Consider the following 15338-nt stretch of genomic DNA (forward strand, 5'->3'; position numbering starts at 1 on the left):
AAAAAAAGGCCGGGCAAGCCCTAATGCCAGTCAGTTAAGCGCAGATCTCCTGTGGGAGCGGCGGTGCGACGATTCGACTTGCTCGCGAAAGCGGTGGGTCAGTCAACATCAATGTTTGCTGGGCCGACGTCTTCGCGGGCAAGCCCGCTCCCACATTTGATCTTCGCTGCATTGAGCATTTCAGTTCGCTTAACTGACTGGCATTAGGGCAAGCCCGGCCAACAAGGAGCGGGTGGTTCAGCCGTTTCAGCGCTTCAGGAATGCCAGCAAGTCTTCGTTCAACTGCTGAGTATGCGTGGCCGCAAAACCGTGCGGCGCATCCTTGTACACTTTCAGTTGCGCGCCCTTGATCATCTCGGCTGCCACTTTGCCGGTGGTCTCGAAGGGTACGACCTGGTCGCCGTCACCGTGAATCACCAGGGTCGGCACGTCGATCTTGGCCATGTCAGGGCGGAAGTCGGTTTGCGAGAACACGGTGACGCAATCAACAGTCGACTTGAGCGACGCCAGCAACGCGATTTGCAGGGTCTGGGTCAGTACGCCCTCGGAGACTTTCTGCCCCTTATTGATGCCATAGAACGTCGGGTTGAAGTCGGCGATGAATTGCGCGCGATCTTTCAGTAGCCCGGCCTTGATGCCGTCGAACACTTCGGTCGGCACGCCCTGCGGGTAATCCGGTTTCTGGCCGAAGATCGGCGTTACGGCGCCCAGCAATACCAGGCCGGTCACGCGAGCCGTGCCATGGCGTGCGATGTAGCGTGCCACGTCGCCGCCACCCATGGAGAAACCCACCAGGGTCACGTCCTTGAGGTCCAGGTGTTCGATCAGTTGGGCAATATCGTCGGCGAAGGTGTCATAGTCGTTACCGGTCCACGGCTGGTCCGAACGGCCGAAACCACGGCGGTCGAACGCAATGGTGCGAAAGCCACGGCTGCTCAGGTATTCCATCTGGTATTCCCACATGTCGGCATCCAACGGCCAGCCATGGCTGAACAGCACGGGCTTACCGCTGCCCCAGTCCTTGAAATAGATCTGGGTACCGTCTTTGGCAACGAATGTACTCATGGAAAACGCCTCGCGTGTCGGGGGGGAAATGTCAGCCTCACTATTGCGTTAAACCGGACGAAGGGCTTGTACGGATGTGCTCGGTTGAACGGTTCAGCGTCTATATTGGTCCACTGATCTCTACCGTCAGTTCAACAGGTGAACCAAATGGCCAAGACTTACAGCTACGCCGCTCGGGATTCCAAGGATGCGCTCAAACCCTTTACCTTTGAGCGCCGTGCGCCAGGGGCGGATGACGTCCAGATCGATATCCTCTACTGCGGCGTATGCCACTCCGACCTGCACACCGCGCGCAATGAGTGGCACAACACCTTGTACCCGTCGGTGCCCGGCCATGAGATTGTCGGCCGCGTGACAGCGGTCGGTGCCAACGTGACGAAATTCAAGGTGGGTGACCTGGCCGGCGTCGGTTGTATGGTCGACAGCTGCCAGCACTGCGCCTCCTGCGCCGAAGGCGAGGAGCAATACTGCGAGAACGGTTTTACCGGCACCTACAACGGCCCGGTGTTTGGTGGGGAAAACACGTTCGGAGGCTACTCGGACACTATCGTGGTCAAGGAGAAGTTCGTCCTGCGCATCTCCCATGACGATGCCAACCTGGCGGCGGTGGCGCCGCTGCTGTGCGCCGGCATCACCACCTACTCGCCGTTGCACCATTGGAAGGTGGGCCCCGGCAAGAAAGTCGGCGTGGTCGGCCTCGGTGGGCTGGGGCATATGGCGGTGAAGATCGCGCATGCCATGGGGGCCCATGTCACGCTGTTCACCACCTCACCGAACAAACGCGAAGATGGCCTGCGCCTGGGCGCCGATCAGGTCGTGGTGTCGAAGAACCCCGACGAAATGGCCAAGGTCGTCAACAGCCTGGACTTCATCCTCAACACGGTTGCCGCGCCGCATAACCTTGATCCTTTCCTCAACCTGCTCAAGCGTGACGGCACCATGACCCTGGTCGGCGCCCCCGACAGCCCGCACCCGTCGCCCACGGTATTCAACCTGATCTTCAAGCGCCGCAGCCTTGCCGGCTCGTTGATCGGTGGTATCCAGGAAACCCAGGACATGCTGGATTTCTGCGCCAAGCACAAGATTGTCTCGGACATCGAGATGATCGATATCCAGGGCATCAATGAGGCGTATGAGCGGATGCTCAAGGGCGATGTGAAGTATCGCTTCGTGATTGATATGGAGAGTTTGAAGAAGGAAAGCCACGCGGCTTAAACGCAATCGCTAAACCACTGAAGATCTAATGTGGGAGCGGGCTTGCTCGCGAAAGCAGTGTGCCAGTCGATGAATATTCTGACTGACACCGCGCTTTCGCGAGCAAGCCCGCTCCCACATTTCGTTTCGTGCAGGTCTTCAGGCCGACAAGTGCTCATACAAAATCGTCGCACCCACCAGCATCAGCACCACGCCACCGACCATCTCGGCGCGCTTGCCGACCACCGTCCCCAGCACTCGACCGAGCATCATGCCGAGGGTCACCATGGTCATGGTCGCAAGGCCTATCGCCGCTGAAGCCAGCAGAATATTCACGTCGACAAATGCCAGGCCCACACCCACCGCCATTGCGTCGATGCTGGTCGCAAATGCCGTCACGGCGAGGATCATGAACGAATGCTGAGTGGGTTTTTCAACCTCGTCATCATCCGGCTTGAGCCCGTTGTAGATCATGTGCAAGCCCAGCGCGACCAGCAGGGTAAAGGCGATCCAGTGGTCCCAGCTTTCTACCCAGCGCGTGGCGGCATGGCCGATAGCCCAGCCGATCATCGGCGTGATGGCTTCGATCACGCCAAAGATCAAGCCGGCGCGCAGGGCTTCGGTCAGGCGTGGTTTGTGCAGGCTGGAGCCTTTGCCGATGGCCGCCGCAAAGGCGTCCGTGGACATGGCAAGGGCGAGAAGAATGAGGGAAATGGGGTTCACGGTAAGGCTTCCAGTCGGGCTGTATGAGTCAACGACACAACCACACGCCCGACGTTAGGCATGGATGTGTCGCTGGTCTCACCAACCTAAACGGTGTTCGTACCACGGCAGGTTGCCGAATATGTTGATACGAACGCTTCTGCACGGGTCAGAAGCCGGTTACTCCCCAACGAAGCGCAGCATCCTAGACGATCAAATATGAAAAAACTGTCAACGCCCTTCAAACGCCGGTGGGCGACGTTCGGCAAATGCTGCCAGCCCTTCACCAAAATCTGCACTGGCGCAGGCCTGGCGGCGCAGTTCGGCGATCTGCTCCATGGCCTGCACGGGTATGGGTTGCAGGTCTTCGAGAATGCGCAATTGCTCCTTCACCGCCTGAATCGCCAACGGCGCCTTGGCGGCGATGCCTTGGGCGATTTCCAGGGCGGTGGCTTCCAGGGCCTCGGTGGGTACCAGGCGGTTGATCACGCCAAAGCGTTCGGCGCGTTCGGCGTCGAGTTTCTGCGCGCAGAAGAACAGTTCCTTGAGCACATGAATCGGCAGGTTGTTGAAGAACCGCAGCAGGCCGCTGGTGGTATAGGGCAAGCCGATGTTGGCCGGGGTCATGGCGAAGCTGGCGCTGTGGTCGGCCACCACCATGTCGCAGCTCATGGCCAGGTCGACGGCGCCGCCCCAGGCCGAGCCCGAAATCGCCGCGATCACCACGCCGGGGTAGGCGCGGATTCGCCGCAGTACTTGCTCCAGCGGTTTGCCATAGGCAACGGGGTCGCGGTCGCGGGCCACTTCGCCAATATCATGGCCGGCGCTCCACACCGTCTGGCCGACGTCGGCACCGAGAATCACCACGCCGATGTGCTGGGCGGCGAGGGTGACCAGGCTTTCATCCAGGCTGTCGAGCAAGTGCGCACTGAGGGCATTGCGCTGAGTGGGGTTGCTGAAGGTCAGGCGTGCGATGCGCGTGTCGATAAGGTTGAGCGTCACAGTGGCAGTCATGATGCGGTTCCTGCTGAACATTCGGATGGGCTGGCCTGCACGAGCACGTTGGCCTTGAGCAGGCTCCGTACGGACGCCGGCTCAAAGCCCGCTTCGCGCAATACCTCGACGCTGTGTGCGCCGGGCAACGGCGGTGGCCGCGTCACGCCACCATAATAATTTTCGACACCAACTCCACCACCGTCTTGGCCTGCAACTTCCTCATCAACCGTGCCCGATGCACTTCCACTGTGCGGTGGGAAATCGCCAGGCGCAGGGCGATTTCCTTGGATTTGAGGCCGTTGACGATGTGCATGGCAATTTCCCGCTCCCGGGGCGTGAGGTCGCCGGTGCCCTGGTGGGTGCGATCGAGGCGTTCGAAGTGCCAGATCATCAGCTTGAACGGGTCTTTGGGCGTGAGCGTGTAGCCGTGGGACTTGGCCCAGAACACTTCGCCGCTTTTGTGCTGCATGAAACGTTCGTCGGAGTAGCGGCCGTTTTCACTGTCCAGCAACCAATCGTGGCTGCGCTTGCCGATGGCGTGGTAGTCAGCCTGGGAGGGGTAGATCAGCAGGGTCAGTTGGTTGACCAACGCGTCGCGCGAATAGCCGAACAACTGCAGGAATGCTTCGTTGCAGTCGACGATCACACGGTTGCTGGTGACCAGTTGCGGTGCGGGGGACAGCTGGAACGCCAGGCGCCCGATATCTTGGAGTTGTTGTGCAAACACAGTCATTGGGCATCCTGCCTCGTTGTTTTTCTCACCTCGGGCTACTTATCCATGTAAGTAGTTACACGAATTGGCGCCGGCCCAGTGGTGGGTCATTGTAAGGAATGTCCGTATCAAGAACAGAAGAAATTGATTATGCCTGCTGATTGCGTCTCCATTGTTGCCGCCGGTCATTCGCGTTTTGGTCGCCTGGAAGGCACCACCCTTGAAGACCTGATCGTGCAGGTCACCCGCGAAGCCCTCACGGATGCGGCGATTGACGCGTCAGAAATCGATGCGTTGTTTCTGGGCCACTTCAACTCGGGGCTGGTGCCTGACGGGTTCGCCTCTTCGCTGTTGTTGCAGGCCGACCCCGGCCTGCGCTTCAAACCGGCCACCCGCTGTGAAAACGCCTGCGCGTCCGGCTCGGCGGCGATCCAGGCCGGGATCAATGCGATCCTGTCCGGCAGCGCGGAACTGGTGTTGGTGGTGGGCGCCGAAAAGATGGCCCACACCTCCACCGCCGAGGTCACCCAAGCCTTGGCCGGCGCCGGCTATCAGAATGACCCGGCCGAAGCCGGCATGAGTTTCCCGCAACTGTTCGGTCGGGCTGCCCGGCAATATGCCGAGCGCTACCATTGCCCGCTGGGCTCGATGGCGGCCATCGCCACCAAGAACCACTCCAATGCCATGGCCAACCCGTTGGCGCAGATGCACCGGGTGATGGATTTCGAACACTGTAACAACGTGTCCAAGAGCAACCCGTTTGTGGCCGAGTCATTGCGCCTGACCGATTGCTCACTGATCAGCGACGGCGCCGCCGCGATCATTCTGGCCTCGCCCAAGCGCGCGCGGGCGTTTCGCCGCGATGTACAGATCTGCACGATGACTCAGGTCAACGACTGCCTGCCCATCGCCCAGCGCGACATCCTGGCCTTTGAGGGCCCGCAAAGGGCGATCCACACGGCATTGCGCGGCGCGAATATCACCCTGGCCGACTTGAGTTTCGCCGAGGTGCATGACTGCTTCACCATCGCCGAACTGCTGATCTACGAAGCCATGGGCCTGGCGCCCAAAGGCGAGGGCCATCGCGTGCTCGACAGCGGCGTGGTGCGCGCCGGTGGGCGGCTGCCGGTGAATCTTTCCGGTGGGCTCAAGGCCAAAGGGCATCCGGTGGGCGCCACGGGGGTGTCGATGCATGCCCTGGCGTTTCGGCAATTGACCGGTGAACCGATTGGCCTGGCGGTGCCTGACCCGGAGTTTGGCCTGGTGTTCAACATGGGCGGCATGGCGGTGGCCAACTACGCCTCGGTCCTGCACGCACGCAGGTGCTGAGCCATGAACATTGCCAACTGGCTGCACGATACCCAGCGCCGTGATCCGCAACGCCCGGCGTTGTTCGACGGCACCCGGCAAATCGCCGATTACGCCACCTTTGCGGCCCATGTTCGTCAACGCGCCGCGCATCTGGTGGACCAGCACGGCGTGACGGCGGGGGATGCCGTCGCGGTGCTGATGAAGAACAGCTGTGACTACCTGGAATTGCTCTACGCCATCTGGTGGCTGGGTGGGGTGGTCGTGCCGATCAACGCCAAGCTGCATCCGAGCGAAGCGGCCTGGATTGCCGATAACGCCCAGGCGCGCCTGATCTTTACCGACGGCGGCCGGGTGTTTTCGTCATCACGGGACTTGCCTCAGCGCTGTAAGGAGCTGGACGGCCACACGCTGCCGCCGACCCGCGGTTGGCCGACGCTGGAGCAGCCGGTGGCGCGTGAGGATAAGGACCTCGCCTGGCTGTTCTACACCTCCGGCACCACCGGGCGTTCCAAGGGGGTGATGCTGAGTCATGGCAATCTGGTTGCCATGTCGCTGTGTTATGCCACGGATGTCGACCCGGTCAGCGCCGCTGACGCCGTGGTGTATGCCGCGCCAATGTCCCACGGTGCCGGGCTCTACAATTTTATTCATGTGCGTTTTGGCGCGCGGCATGTGGTGCCTGCGTCCCACGGTTTTGATGCGGCCGAGCTGTTCGGGTTGGCCGTCGAGTTGGGCGATGTATCGCTGTTTGCCGCGCCGACCATGGTCAAGCGCATGGTCGAACAGGCGCAGCGCCTGGGTTATGGCGGCGCAGGCATCAAGACCATCGTCTACGGCGGCGGCCCGATGTACCTGGCTGACCTGTGCGCGGCCGTCGATACGTTTGGCCCGCGCCTGGTGCAAATCTACGGCCAGGGCGAGAGCCCGATGACCATCAGCGTGTTGCCCCGCGCGCTGATCGCCGACCGCCAACGCGAGGGTTGGTCAACCCTGGCCGCCTCTGTCGGCCAGGCGCACGCCTGCGTCGAAATCCGCATTCTCGACGCGCAGCACCAGCCGGTGCCGACGGGAGAGCGCGGCGAGATTGCAGTGCGCGGTGCCACGGTGATGCAAGGCTACTGGCGCAACCCCGAAGCCACCCGCCAGACCCTGGTGGATGGTTGGCTGATGACCGGCGATATCGGCTTTCTCGACCCGGCCGGCTACCTGACCCTGACGGACCGCTCCAAGGACGTGATCATCACCGGCGGCAGCAACGTGTACCCGCGCGAAGTCGAGGAAGTGCTGGCGCAGCATCCCGAGGTGTTCGAGGTGTGTGTGGTGGGTGAGCCGGATGCGCAATGGGGCGAATCGGTGGTGGCTTTTGTGGTCACGCGCAGCGGGCAGACGCTCGACGAAGCCCGGCTCACGGCGTGGTTTGTCGAGCGCATGGCCTCGTTCAAGAAGCCGAAGAAATACGTATTCCGCGACGAGTTGCCGAAAAACAGCTACGGCAAAATCCTCAAGACCGACTTGCGGCAGTGGTTGAAAGCAGCGAGTATCGCCGCGCTTCCCTAGACCCGCTATTCATGGACAGATCATCAGACAAGGAGTCCCTTCGATGGGCAATCAAGCGCAAGACACGGTCCGCAAGCGGCGCCGTGCGTTTCTCGGTGCCACTTCCGGTCACTTGATCGAGTGGTACGACTACGGCGTCTACGGCTTTCTCGCCGTGTACATCGGCCAGGCGTTTTTCGTCTCCGATGACCCCACCACCAGCCTGCTCGCCAGCTTTGCCGCCTTCGCCCTGAGCTTTTTCATCCGGCCCTTGGGTGGGCTGTTCTTCGGCCCGCTGGCGGACAAGATCGGCCGCCGTAAAACCCTGATCATGGCGCTGGTGATGATGACCGGCTCGACGGTGATGCTCGGCGTGTTGCCGACCTACGCGACGCTGGGCATCGCGGCGCCGATCCTGCTGATCCTGGTGCGCTGCGTGCAGGGTTTTTCGGCAGGCGGTGAGATCGGTACTGTTACCAGCTTTATCTCGGAATACGCCGGGCCGGGTCGACGCGGGTTCGCGACCTGCTGGTTAATGGTCACCGCCGTGCTCGGCCTGCTGCTGGGTGGCGCCGTGGCCAATGGCATGACCTGGATCCTCGGCGCCGACGTGATGCAGGAATGGGCCTGGCGCGTGCCGTTCCTGATCGCCGCGCCGTTGGGCTTTATCTCCATGTACATCCGCCTCAAGCTGGAAGACAGCCCCGAGTTTCTCGCCCTGCAACGCGCCGGCCAAACCTCCCGCGCACCGCTGCGTGAAGTCTGGCAATGGAAGCGGGCGATCGCCCTGGTGTTCTTTATCATCACCTTGCACAGCTCGATCTTTTACCTGGTGCTGACCTTCGCTTCGACCTACATGGCCAAGATCCTCAAGTTCGACAGTGGTACCACTTTGCTCTACGTATTTGTCGCCAGTTTTTCGGCGGCCTTCGTGATGCCGTTTGGCGGCGCATTTACCGATAAATACGGGCGCAAGCCGTTCCTGATGGTGATTGGCACCTTGGCCACGTTGGCGATGTTCTGGCTGTTCAAGTCGGCGCCGACCGCAACGGCCGCATCGTTCTTCGCACCGTTGATGGCAGTGGCGATTCTGTTCGGGCTGTATGCCTCGTCGACGTATGCGCTGATGAGCGAACTTCTGCCGACACGCATCCGCTCCACCGGCATTGCGGTGGCGTACAACGTGCCGGTCGCCGTGTTTGGCGGCAGCGCGCCGCTGATCTCCACCTGGCTGATCAAGGTGACGGGCGATATCACCTCGCCGTGGTATTTCTACGTGGCCACCGGCGTGGTGTCACTGATTGCCCTGGTGGCGCTGCGCAAAGAAGATTTTGTCGCCAGCGGCAGCCCGGTCGTGCCTTCGGTGGGGGCCGCACAGTTACAGGCCCGGGCTGCCACCGCCACGGTGAGTGCAGAAGCCCCAGTGGCGTAAACCTCAGCGCGGCAACACGCCGCGAAACGTTGCGCTTAACGTGCGCAATGTTTCGCGGGACCGCAGGTCACTGATGCGGCTGTGAAGCACCACTTCACTGACGGGCAATGCGGGCAAACCGCATTGCTCGCTCACGTCCACCGCCCCGGCCGGGGCCACTCGGTGGGCGAGGGCGGCGACACCCAAGCCGGCGCTCACCGCCGCGCCCACCGCCATCACACCACCGCCGACAAACACTTCAGTCCAGTCGATATGGGCCTCATCCAACGCCCTGACCGCCAGATGCCGAACCCCACACGGCGGCGCCATGGTTGCCAGGCGCAAGGGCAGGCCGGGGTTGTGTTGCCAGGTCGGCGCAGCAAACCAGCCAAAGCGTTCCACTGCTAACACTTCGCCGTCCCGGCGGTCGCCTTCGTTGCGCACGATCACCGCGTCCAGTTCGTTGCGGTCGAACGCGGCCACCAGATCGCGGGAGGAGGCGATGCGTATTTCGAGGATCAGCAAAGGGTCGTACGCGGCGAGGCGGCCGAGCCAGGTGGGCAAGTCCGGCCCGGCCACGTGGTCGCTGATGCCGATCACCAGGCGCCGCGAGGGCTGGGTGCCCATGTCGCCCAATGCGCGTTCATGGGCGTTAAGCAGGGCGCGGGCGGCCACGATGAACTGCTCGCCCTGGGGCGACAGCCTTACATGGCGGGGCGTGCGCTCCAGCAGTCGATAACCGAGGCGTTCTTCCAGGCGTTTGAGCTTGAGGCTGATGGCGGCCTGGGACGTGTCGAGGGCCTCGGCGGCACGGGTGAAACTGGCGAAGTCGGCGACCCGGACGAAGGCCTGCACGGTGTCGATATCCAGGGGTTTGAGCGCATCAGTCATATCAAATCCTTATCGCACATATATCGGCTGATATCTTGTTGAAATCACTGCCACTGCGCAAGCTCAAACCTCATCTTGCACAGGAGCTTCGCCATGTTTGCCAAACAGTATTCACACCGCATGCCTGCCGATTACGACATGGGGGTTATCCGCCGCCGCGCTGAGCAATTGGGGCCGTTGTGGGATCACGCTGAAGGGCTGCTGTTCAAGGCATTTATCGCCCAGGAACGCGGGCAAGCGACGGGCAATGTCTACGCGTCGGTGTACCTGTGGGCAGACCCGTTGCAGGCCGCCGACTTCTTGTTGGGCGAGCGTTTCCAGAAGGTGCTCGACAGCTTCGGCCGCCCGCACATCGAAAGCTGGTTGCCGCTGGACGTACAGCAAGGGCCCGCGCGGCACGCGTTGAGTTTGTACCGGGAGCAATGGTCATTGGAGCCAGGGGCGGATCGAGCCGGGATATTGGCCGAGGAAAAACGACGTAACCAGCAGTTGGCTGACAGCCCGGATACATTCGCGGTCTTCCTGGCGCTGGATGTGCAGGCGTGGCGCCTGGTGCGGATCACGCTCTCGGCCAAGCCGCTGCAGATGGACCACCCGGGCACGGGTTACCAGGTGCTCTATCTGGCGCAAGGCGTTGCGCGATAGCGTCAACTGCGCCAGTCTTGCAGGCTTCTAACTCGTTACCGGAGCGATCTGCGGTGCCAGCCACGCGTTTGACACTGATCTGCCATGCCGCTACGGCGTCGCAAAAGCTGGGGCGGTTTGCCGATGACGAGTCTGTCAGCATGGATTGGCAACACGCAGCGTTGTCCCTGGCCGGGCGCTTCAAGAAAAACCCGCGCCTGGTGTGCGGGCCTGAAGCCAGGACCCGCCAGACGGCCGGGCTGTTCGGCGCTGACGCGCAAGTCGAAGATGCCTTGCGCGATGCTGATTTGGGCGCCTGGAAAGGCCAGGCGATCAACCAGTTGGACGGCGATGCATTGATGGCCTGGGCGACCGACAGCACCAGCACGCCCCACGGCGGCGAGTCGGTGGAACAGGTTTGTGCGCGGGTCGGGCAGTGGCTGCAATCCCTCGAAACCCAACCCGGTCATGTGTTGGCCATCACCCACCCGTTGGTGATCCGCGCCGCCTTGCTCTATGTCATGCAGTTCCCGGTGTCGATGTTCTACCGGATCGACATCGAGCCCCTGTCCGCCACCGAGCTGCGCTTCAACACTGTCTGGCGCCTGCGCCTGGAAACTCACGCCTGACCCGGCGAACATGGCAAAATCCACGCCCCGCAATGAGAGCAAACCATGAAACGCATCCTGATTATCGGCATTGGCGCCGGCAACCCTGACTACATCACGATGCAGGCCGTGAAGGCGCTGAACCGCACCGACGTGTTTTTCCTGATGGACAAGGGCCAGAGCAAAGACAAGCTGATCGACCTGCGCCGCGAGATCTGCGAGACCTACATCACCGAGCCCGGCTACCGCTTCGTCGAGGCCGACTGCCCTGAGCGCGTGCGCGGCGACATCGACTACACCACCGCTGTGCAGGACCTCAACCGCGACAAGCAACACACCTTCGAGCGCATGATCAATGAGCACATGGCGGATGGCGAAGTAGGCGCCTTCCTGGCCTGGGGCGACCCTGCGTTGTACGACAGCACCATCCGTATCCTGCAGGCGATCCTCGCCAGTGGCCACTGTGCGTTTGAGTTCGAAGTGATACCCGGCATCACCAGCGTGCAGGCCCTGGCGGCCCAGCACAAGGTGCCGCTGAATCGCATTGGCCGCTCCATCGAGATTACCACCGGGCGCCGGTTGGCGGCGGGGCAGGCGAGTGATGCGGACACGTTGGTGGTGATGCTCGATGCCGAAGATTCCTACCGTACCGTGGCTGATCAAGACCTGGATATCTACTGGGGCGCCTACCTGGGCACACCGGACGAAATCCTGATCAGCGGCAAAGTCAGTGACGTGGCTGAAGAAATCGAACGGGTGCGCAAGGCCGCACGCCTGGAAAATGGTTGGATCATGGACACTTATTTGTTGCGCAAACCCTGAGGAAACTTCCCCATGTTCAAGCTGTTTGCCCTGGCGCTGACCCTGATGGCCGGTGTCGCCCATGCCGACGCCACGCTGCACACCGACTTGCCGTTGGCGTACCTGGAACAGACGCAGAGCGATTCACGCAACCAACCGTTGGTGATTTTCCTGCACGGGTTCGGCAGCAACGAGGAAGACCTGTTTGGTATCAAGGACGCGTTACCTTCCAGCTGGACTTACCTGTCGGCGCGTGCGCCGATGCCGGTGGACCCGAACGGCTATCGCTGGTTTACCAAGACCGCGGGTGACGGCGATTACAATGGCGAGACCGCCGACTTGCAACGCAGCGCCAGGCTGATCGAAGACTTTGTCGGCAAGGCCACGGCCAAATACCACACGCAAAGCGATCGGGTGTTCCTGGTGGGTTTCAGCCAGGGCGCGATCATGTCCTACGAAGTCGGCTTGCGTCAGCCCGAGTTGGTGCGCGGGATCGCGGCCTTGAGTGGCAGTGTATTGCCAGTGCTCAAGGCGGAGCTCAAGCCCAATGAATCACTGGGCAAGTTGGCGATTTTTATTGGCCACGGCACGCTGGACCAGGCGCTGCCGTATGTGTCGGCGACGCGTGCGAACGAGGTGTTGGTGGGCCTGGGGTTGAAGCCGGAGTTCCACGGGTATCCGGGGATGCCGCACACCGTGAGTGAGGCGGAAGTGCAGGACCTGAAGGCGTGGCTAGAGAAAACCCTGAAGTAAGCGCGGTCAAAAATGTGGGAGCAGGCTTGCTCGCGAATGCGGTGTGTCAGTCAACTCATCTTTAACTGATCCACTGTATTCGCGAGCAAGCCCGCTCCCACATTTGATTTGTGTTGTCAGGGATGAGGCTTACTTGCCGCCGGTAATCTGCTTCACCAGTTCGGCGTGCCCCTTCACATCATCCGCCCGCGAAATGGCCTGGATCACCAGCAAGTGCTTGCCGGAACCGCCGAGGAACGTGGAGTTCAAGGTCTTGCCGCCGCCCTGGGTGGCGGTGCTGTCTACCTGGCGCAGGCCCAGGCCTTTGAAGGTCAGTTTTTTCTCGTTTTGCTTCTTGAAGTCGGGCAGGGCGGCGCTCTGGTCCTTGACGAAATCAGCCACGGCGCCATCGAGGAACTGCGGGTCATTGTCTTTGATGGTTGCCCCGTCGTTACGCACGGTTTCGGCGACGATCACCACACTTTTAGTCGCCGAGTTGGCGTACAGCGTGCCTTGGGTGTCGGCGGTGCCGTCGTCAGCCTTACCGGTTGGCAGCGTGTCGGCGGTGTAGGCCTTGGGCAGGTTAAAGGTGAACTTGCCGCCCAGGGTCGAGATGGTCTGTGTGGCAGCGGGCTTGCTGGCGGCGAACACGCTACCGGCGCTAAGCGCAAGGGCCAGCAGGACGGCGGTCTTGGTGAAAGTGGCCATGAAGCGCTCCAGAGATGAACGAAATTGCGGCGTATTCTGTCAGAAAACTCGCAAGATCGTTCATACATAGCCTCACACCTTGTCGGACTCTTCTTCGAGACGGTCCATCTCAAACAGCCGCGCCAGTTCCGTACGGGCTTCCTGGGCGGACTGCATCACTTTGGCCGCGTCGTCATACACCGCGTGTTGGGCGGCGAGTAACTGCAGGTCGTGATTTTTGAAGCGGGTGATGCGCGCATCGGCCTGGGCCTGGCTCAAGCCGAGGCCGACCAGGGTGCGGCGGCTCATTTCCAGGCTGGAGTAGAACGTTTCGCGCACGGGTGAGGCGTCCAGGTCCACCAGGCGGTGCACGTGCTGGCGGTTACGCGCGCGAGCGATGATTTTCATGTGCGGGTAGAGCGTGCGCACCAATTCGGCGGTCTTGATGTTGATCTCCGGGTCGTCCATGGCGATCACGAAGAATTCCGCCTGATCACCTTGGCGGCGTGCAGAATCTCCGGGCGCTGCGGGTCACCATAAAACACCGGCATGCCGCCGAAACTGCGGGTCAGTTCGATGGTTTCGACCGAGGTGTCGAGGGCGATGAACGAGATGTTTTGCGCGCGCAGAATCCGCGCCACTATCTGGCCCATACGGCCCATGCCGGCAATCACCACACGCGGCGCATCGCTTTCGATGGCGCGGTATTCCTCGGGCACTTCCACGGGTTTGGCCTTGGACTTGAACAGCTTCGGGCATACCAGTAACAGCAGCGGGGTCACGGCCATGGACAGGGTAATGGTCAGTACCAGCACGTCGTAAAGATGCGGCTCGAACAAGCCCTGGTCGCGGCCGATCTTGAACACCACGAAGGCGAACTCACCGCCTGCCGCCAGCACCACGCCCAGGCGCAGCGCACTTTCGCGATTAAGGTCACCCACCAGGCGGCCGACCGCATACAGCAGCGGCAATTTCAAACCGATCAACAGCAGGGTCAGGCCGATGACCACCAGCGGCGAGCTGAGCAGCAGGCTGAGGTTGGCGCCCATGCCCACGCTGATAAAAAACAGGCCGAGCAACAGGCCCTTGAACGGCTCGATCTGGGATTCGAGTTCGTGACGGTACTCCGAGTCCGCCAGCAGCAGCCCGGCGAGGAATGCACCGAGGGCCATGGATACGCCCACCAGTTCCATCAGCCAGGCGGTGCCGATCACCACCAGCAGCGCAGTGGCGGTAGACACTTCGCGCAGGCCGGTCTTGGCGACGATACGAAACACCGGGCGCAACAGGTAGCGCCCGCCAATGATCACCACGGCGATGCTGCCGAGGATCTGCAAGACGTGTTGCAGGCCTTGCGCTTCGGTGGTCGGGTGGTCGCTGCCGGCGAGCAGCGGCACCATGGCGATCAGCGGGATTGCGGCGATGTCCTGGAACAGCAGAATCGCAAAGGCCAGCCGCCCATGCGGCTGGTTCAGTTCCTTGCGCTCGGCCAGGCTTTGCAAGCCAAAGGCAGTGGAGGACAACGCCAGGCCCAGGCCCAGCACAATCGCGCTGTTCCAGGTTTGGCCAAACAGCCACAGCGCCACCGCGCCCATCACCAAACCTGTCAGCAACACCTGGGCCAGGCCGACACCGAACACCGCCTTGCGCATCACCCATAACCGTTTCGGCGACAGCTCCAGGCCGATGATAAACAGCAGCAACACCACGCCCAACTCAGAGAACTGCGCCACGCTTTGCGGGTTGCCCACCAGGCCCAAGACCGACGGGCCGATGATCACACCGGCGAACAGATAGCCCAGCACGGCACCCAGTTGCAGGCGCTTGGCCAGGGGCACTGTCAGCACGGCGGCGAGCAGGAACACCACGGCTGCTTGTAACAGGTTGCCTTCATGGGGCATTGCGAACTCCAGAATCTTTAAAACGAATCAACAGGGGGCTATTAGAGCGCTTTTTTACATTTCGAAACTTGTATTTTTGACGCGAAAGCCAATGGCTGCTGGCTGTAATCCCATTCTTACACGCGGTTTACGAAAGTATTAATACCATTTAATTCAATGGCTTCTCT

General features: G+C 61.5%; 14 protein-coding genes, 1 pseudogene and 1 riboswitch. Of the genes and pseudogenes, 8 read left to right on the top strand and 7 right to left on the bottom strand.

All coding sequences use genetic code 11. From position 1 onward, the window contains the following. Positions 1 to 246: 246 nt before the first annotated feature. Positions 247 to 1065 (bottom strand): alpha/beta fold hydrolase, encoded by an 819-nt coding sequence (locus ACLBW8_RS16370; RefSeq protein WP_447805837.1) that lies wholly within the window; start codon positions 1063 to 1065, stop codon positions 247 to 249. A gap of 147 nt (positions 1066 to 1212) precedes the next feature. Between ACLBW8_RS16370 and ACLBW8_RS16375 the strand changes: the two genes are divergently transcribed. Next, positions 1213 to 2280, top strand: a complete 1068-nt coding sequence (locus tag ACLBW8_RS16375) for an NAD(P)-dependent alcohol dehydrogenase (protein WP_064452798.1) — start codon at positions 1213 to 1215, stop codon at positions 2278 to 2280. 138 nt (positions 2281 to 2418) lie between these two features. On the opposite strand, the gene mntP is transcribed toward ACLBW8_RS16375, so the two are convergent. The 3 genes from mntP to ACLBW8_RS16390 form a co-directional block, all read right to left on the bottom strand. Beyond that, positions 2419 to 2982 (bottom strand): manganese efflux pump MntP, encoded by a 564-nt coding sequence (gene mntP / locus ACLBW8_RS16380; RefSeq protein ID WP_064452797.1) that lies wholly within the window; start codon positions 2980 to 2982, stop codon positions 2419 to 2421. A gap of 10 nt (positions 2983 to 2992) precedes the next feature. Further along, positions 2993 to 3162: riboswitch (yybP-ykoY riboswitch) on the bottom strand. A gap of 30 nt (positions 3163 to 3192) precedes the next feature. Further along, entirely contained in the window at positions 3193 to 3975 is a 783-nt protein-coding gene (gene scpB / locus ACLBW8_RS16385; protein WP_447805838.1) for a methylmalonyl-CoA decarboxylase, read from the bottom strand. Between the two features lie 142 nt (positions 3976 to 4117). Next, positions 4118 to 4690, bottom strand: coding sequence for a LuxR C-terminal-related transcriptional regulator (locus ACLBW8_RS16390; protein WP_064452795.1), 573 nt, complete (start codon positions 4688 to 4690; stop codon positions 4118 to 4120). 129 nt (positions 4691 to 4819) lie between these two features. On the opposite strand from ACLBW8_RS16390, the gene ACLBW8_RS16395 reads away from it, so the two are divergent. Genes ACLBW8_RS16395 through ACLBW8_RS16405 form a run of 3 tightly spaced genes read left to right on the top strand, consistent with a single transcriptional unit; the run spans position 4820 to position 8948 of the window. Beyond that, positions 4820 to 5998 carry an acetyl-CoA acetyltransferase gene (locus ACLBW8_RS16395; RefSeq protein ID WP_447805839.1) on the top strand — a complete coding sequence of 393 codons (1179 nt, stop codon included), beginning with the start codon at positions 4820 to 4822 and terminating at the stop codon, positions 5996 to 5998. Positions 5999 to 6001: 3 nt separating this feature from the next. Beyond that, the gene (locus tag ACLBW8_RS16400; protein ID WP_447805840.1) at positions 6002 to 7537 is read left to right on the top strand and encodes a class I adenylate-forming enzyme family protein; all 1536 of its coding nucleotides are present in this window, start codon (positions 6002 to 6004) and stop codon (positions 7535 to 7537) included. A 43-nt stretch (positions 7538 to 7580) separates the two neighbouring features. After that, positions 7581 to 8948: an MFS transporter gene (locus ACLBW8_RS16405; RefSeq protein WP_447805841.1), complete on the top strand. Its 1368-nt coding sequence runs from the start codon at positions 7581 to 7583 to the stop codon at positions 8946 to 8948. 3 nt (positions 8949 to 8951) lie between these two features. Here the strand turns inward: ACLBW8_RS16405 and ACLBW8_RS16410 are convergent, their stop codons facing one another. Further along, the gene (locus tag ACLBW8_RS16410) at positions 8952 to 9818 is read right to left on the bottom strand and encodes a LysR family transcriptional regulator (protein WP_221294990.1); all 867 of its coding nucleotides are present in this window, start codon (positions 9816 to 9818) and stop codon (positions 8952 to 8954) included. Between the two features lie 93 nt (positions 9819 to 9911). On the opposite strand from ACLBW8_RS16410, the gene ACLBW8_RS16415 reads away from it, so the two are divergent. Genes ACLBW8_RS16415 through ACLBW8_RS16430 form a run of 4 tightly spaced genes read left to right on the top strand, consistent with a single transcriptional unit; the run spans position 9912 to position 12604 of the window. Next, positions 9912 to 10463, top strand: coding sequence for a DUF4865 family protein (locus ACLBW8_RS16415; RefSeq protein WP_447805842.1), 552 nt, complete (start codon positions 9912 to 9914; stop codon positions 10461 to 10463). A 53-nt stretch (positions 10464 to 10516) separates the two neighbouring features. After that, positions 10517 to 11071: a histidine phosphatase family protein gene (locus ACLBW8_RS16420; RefSeq protein ID WP_447805843.1), complete on the top strand. Its 555-nt coding sequence runs from the start codon at positions 10517 to 10519 to the stop codon at positions 11069 to 11071. A gap of 45 nt (positions 11072 to 11116) precedes the next feature. Further along, a complete protein-coding gene (gene cobF / locus ACLBW8_RS16425) occupies positions 11117 to 11872 on the top strand; it encodes a precorrin-6A synthase (deacetylating) (protein ID WP_128588097.1) in 756 nt (251 codons plus the stop codon). Positions 11873 to 11884: 12 nt separating this feature from the next. Next, positions 11885 to 12604 (top strand): alpha/beta hydrolase, encoded by a 720-nt coding sequence (locus ACLBW8_RS16430; RefSeq protein WP_064452787.1) that lies wholly within the window; start codon positions 11885 to 11887, stop codon positions 12602 to 12604. Between the two features lie 129 nt (positions 12605 to 12733). Here ACLBW8_RS16430 and ACLBW8_RS16435 read toward each other — a convergent pair whose 3' ends face one another. Both ACLBW8_RS16435 and ACLBW8_RS16440 read right to left on the bottom strand, forming a co-directional pair. Then, positions 12734 to 13291, bottom strand: a complete 558-nt coding sequence (locus ACLBW8_RS16435) for a hypothetical protein (protein WP_064452786.1) — start codon at positions 13289 to 13291, stop codon at positions 12734 to 12736. 72 nt (positions 13292 to 13363) lie between these two features. Further along, positions 13364 to 15171, bottom strand: a pseudogene (locus ACLBW8_RS16440) (monovalent cation:proton antiporter-2 (CPA2) family protein). Between the last annotated feature and the right edge of the window lie 167 nt (positions 15172 to 15338).

This window comes from Pseudomonas sp. M5A4_2d, from assembly GCF_053345295.1.

Excerpts from the sequence above, each read along its gene's own strand:
- ACLBW8_RS16395 (WP_447805839.1), top strand. The coding sequence starts at position 4,820 with ATGCCTGCTGATTGCGTCTCCATTGTTGCCGCCGGTCATTCGCGTTTT.
- ACLBW8_RS16415 (WP_447805842.1), top strand. The coding sequence starts at position 9,912 with ATGTTTGCCAAACAGTATTCACACCGCATGCCTGCCGATTACGACATG.
- ACLBW8_RS16375 (WP_064452798.1), top strand. The coding sequence starts at position 1,213 with ATGGCCAAGACTTACAGCTACGCCGCTCGGGATTCCAAGGATGCGCTC.
- ACLBW8_RS16435 (WP_064452786.1), bottom strand. The coding sequence starts at position 13,291 with ATGGCCACTTTCACCAAGACCGCCGTCCTGCTGGCCCTTGCGCTTAGC.
- ACLBW8_RS16430 (WP_064452787.1), top strand. The coding sequence starts at position 11,885 with ATGTTCAAGCTGTTTGCCCTGGCGCTGACCCTGATGGCCGGTGTCGCC.
- cobF (WP_128588097.1), top strand. The coding sequence starts at position 11,117 with ATGAAACGCATCCTGATTATCGGCATTGGCGCCGGCAACCCTGACTAC.
- ACLBW8_RS16370 (WP_447805837.1), bottom strand. The coding sequence starts at position 1,065 with ATGAGTACATTCGTTGCCAAAGACGGTACCCAGATCTATTTCAAGGAC.
- ACLBW8_RS16405 (WP_447805841.1), top strand. The coding sequence starts at position 7,581 with ATGGGCAATCAAGCGCAAGACACGGTCCGCAAGCGGCGCCGTGCGTTT.
- scpB (WP_447805838.1), bottom strand. The coding sequence starts at position 3,975 with ATGACTGCCACTGTGACGCTCAACCTTATCGACACGCGCATCGCACGC.
- ACLBW8_RS16410 (WP_221294990.1), bottom strand. The coding sequence starts at position 9,818 with ATGACTGATGCGCTCAAACCCCTGGATATCGACACCGTGCAGGCCTTC.
- ACLBW8_RS16390 (WP_064452795.1), bottom strand. The coding sequence starts at position 4,690 with ATGACTGTGTTTGCACAACAACTCCAAGATATCGGGCGCCTGGCGTTC.
- ACLBW8_RS16400 (WP_447805840.1), top strand. The coding sequence starts at position 6,002 with ATGAACATTGCCAACTGGCTGCACGATACCCAGCGCCGTGATCCGCAA.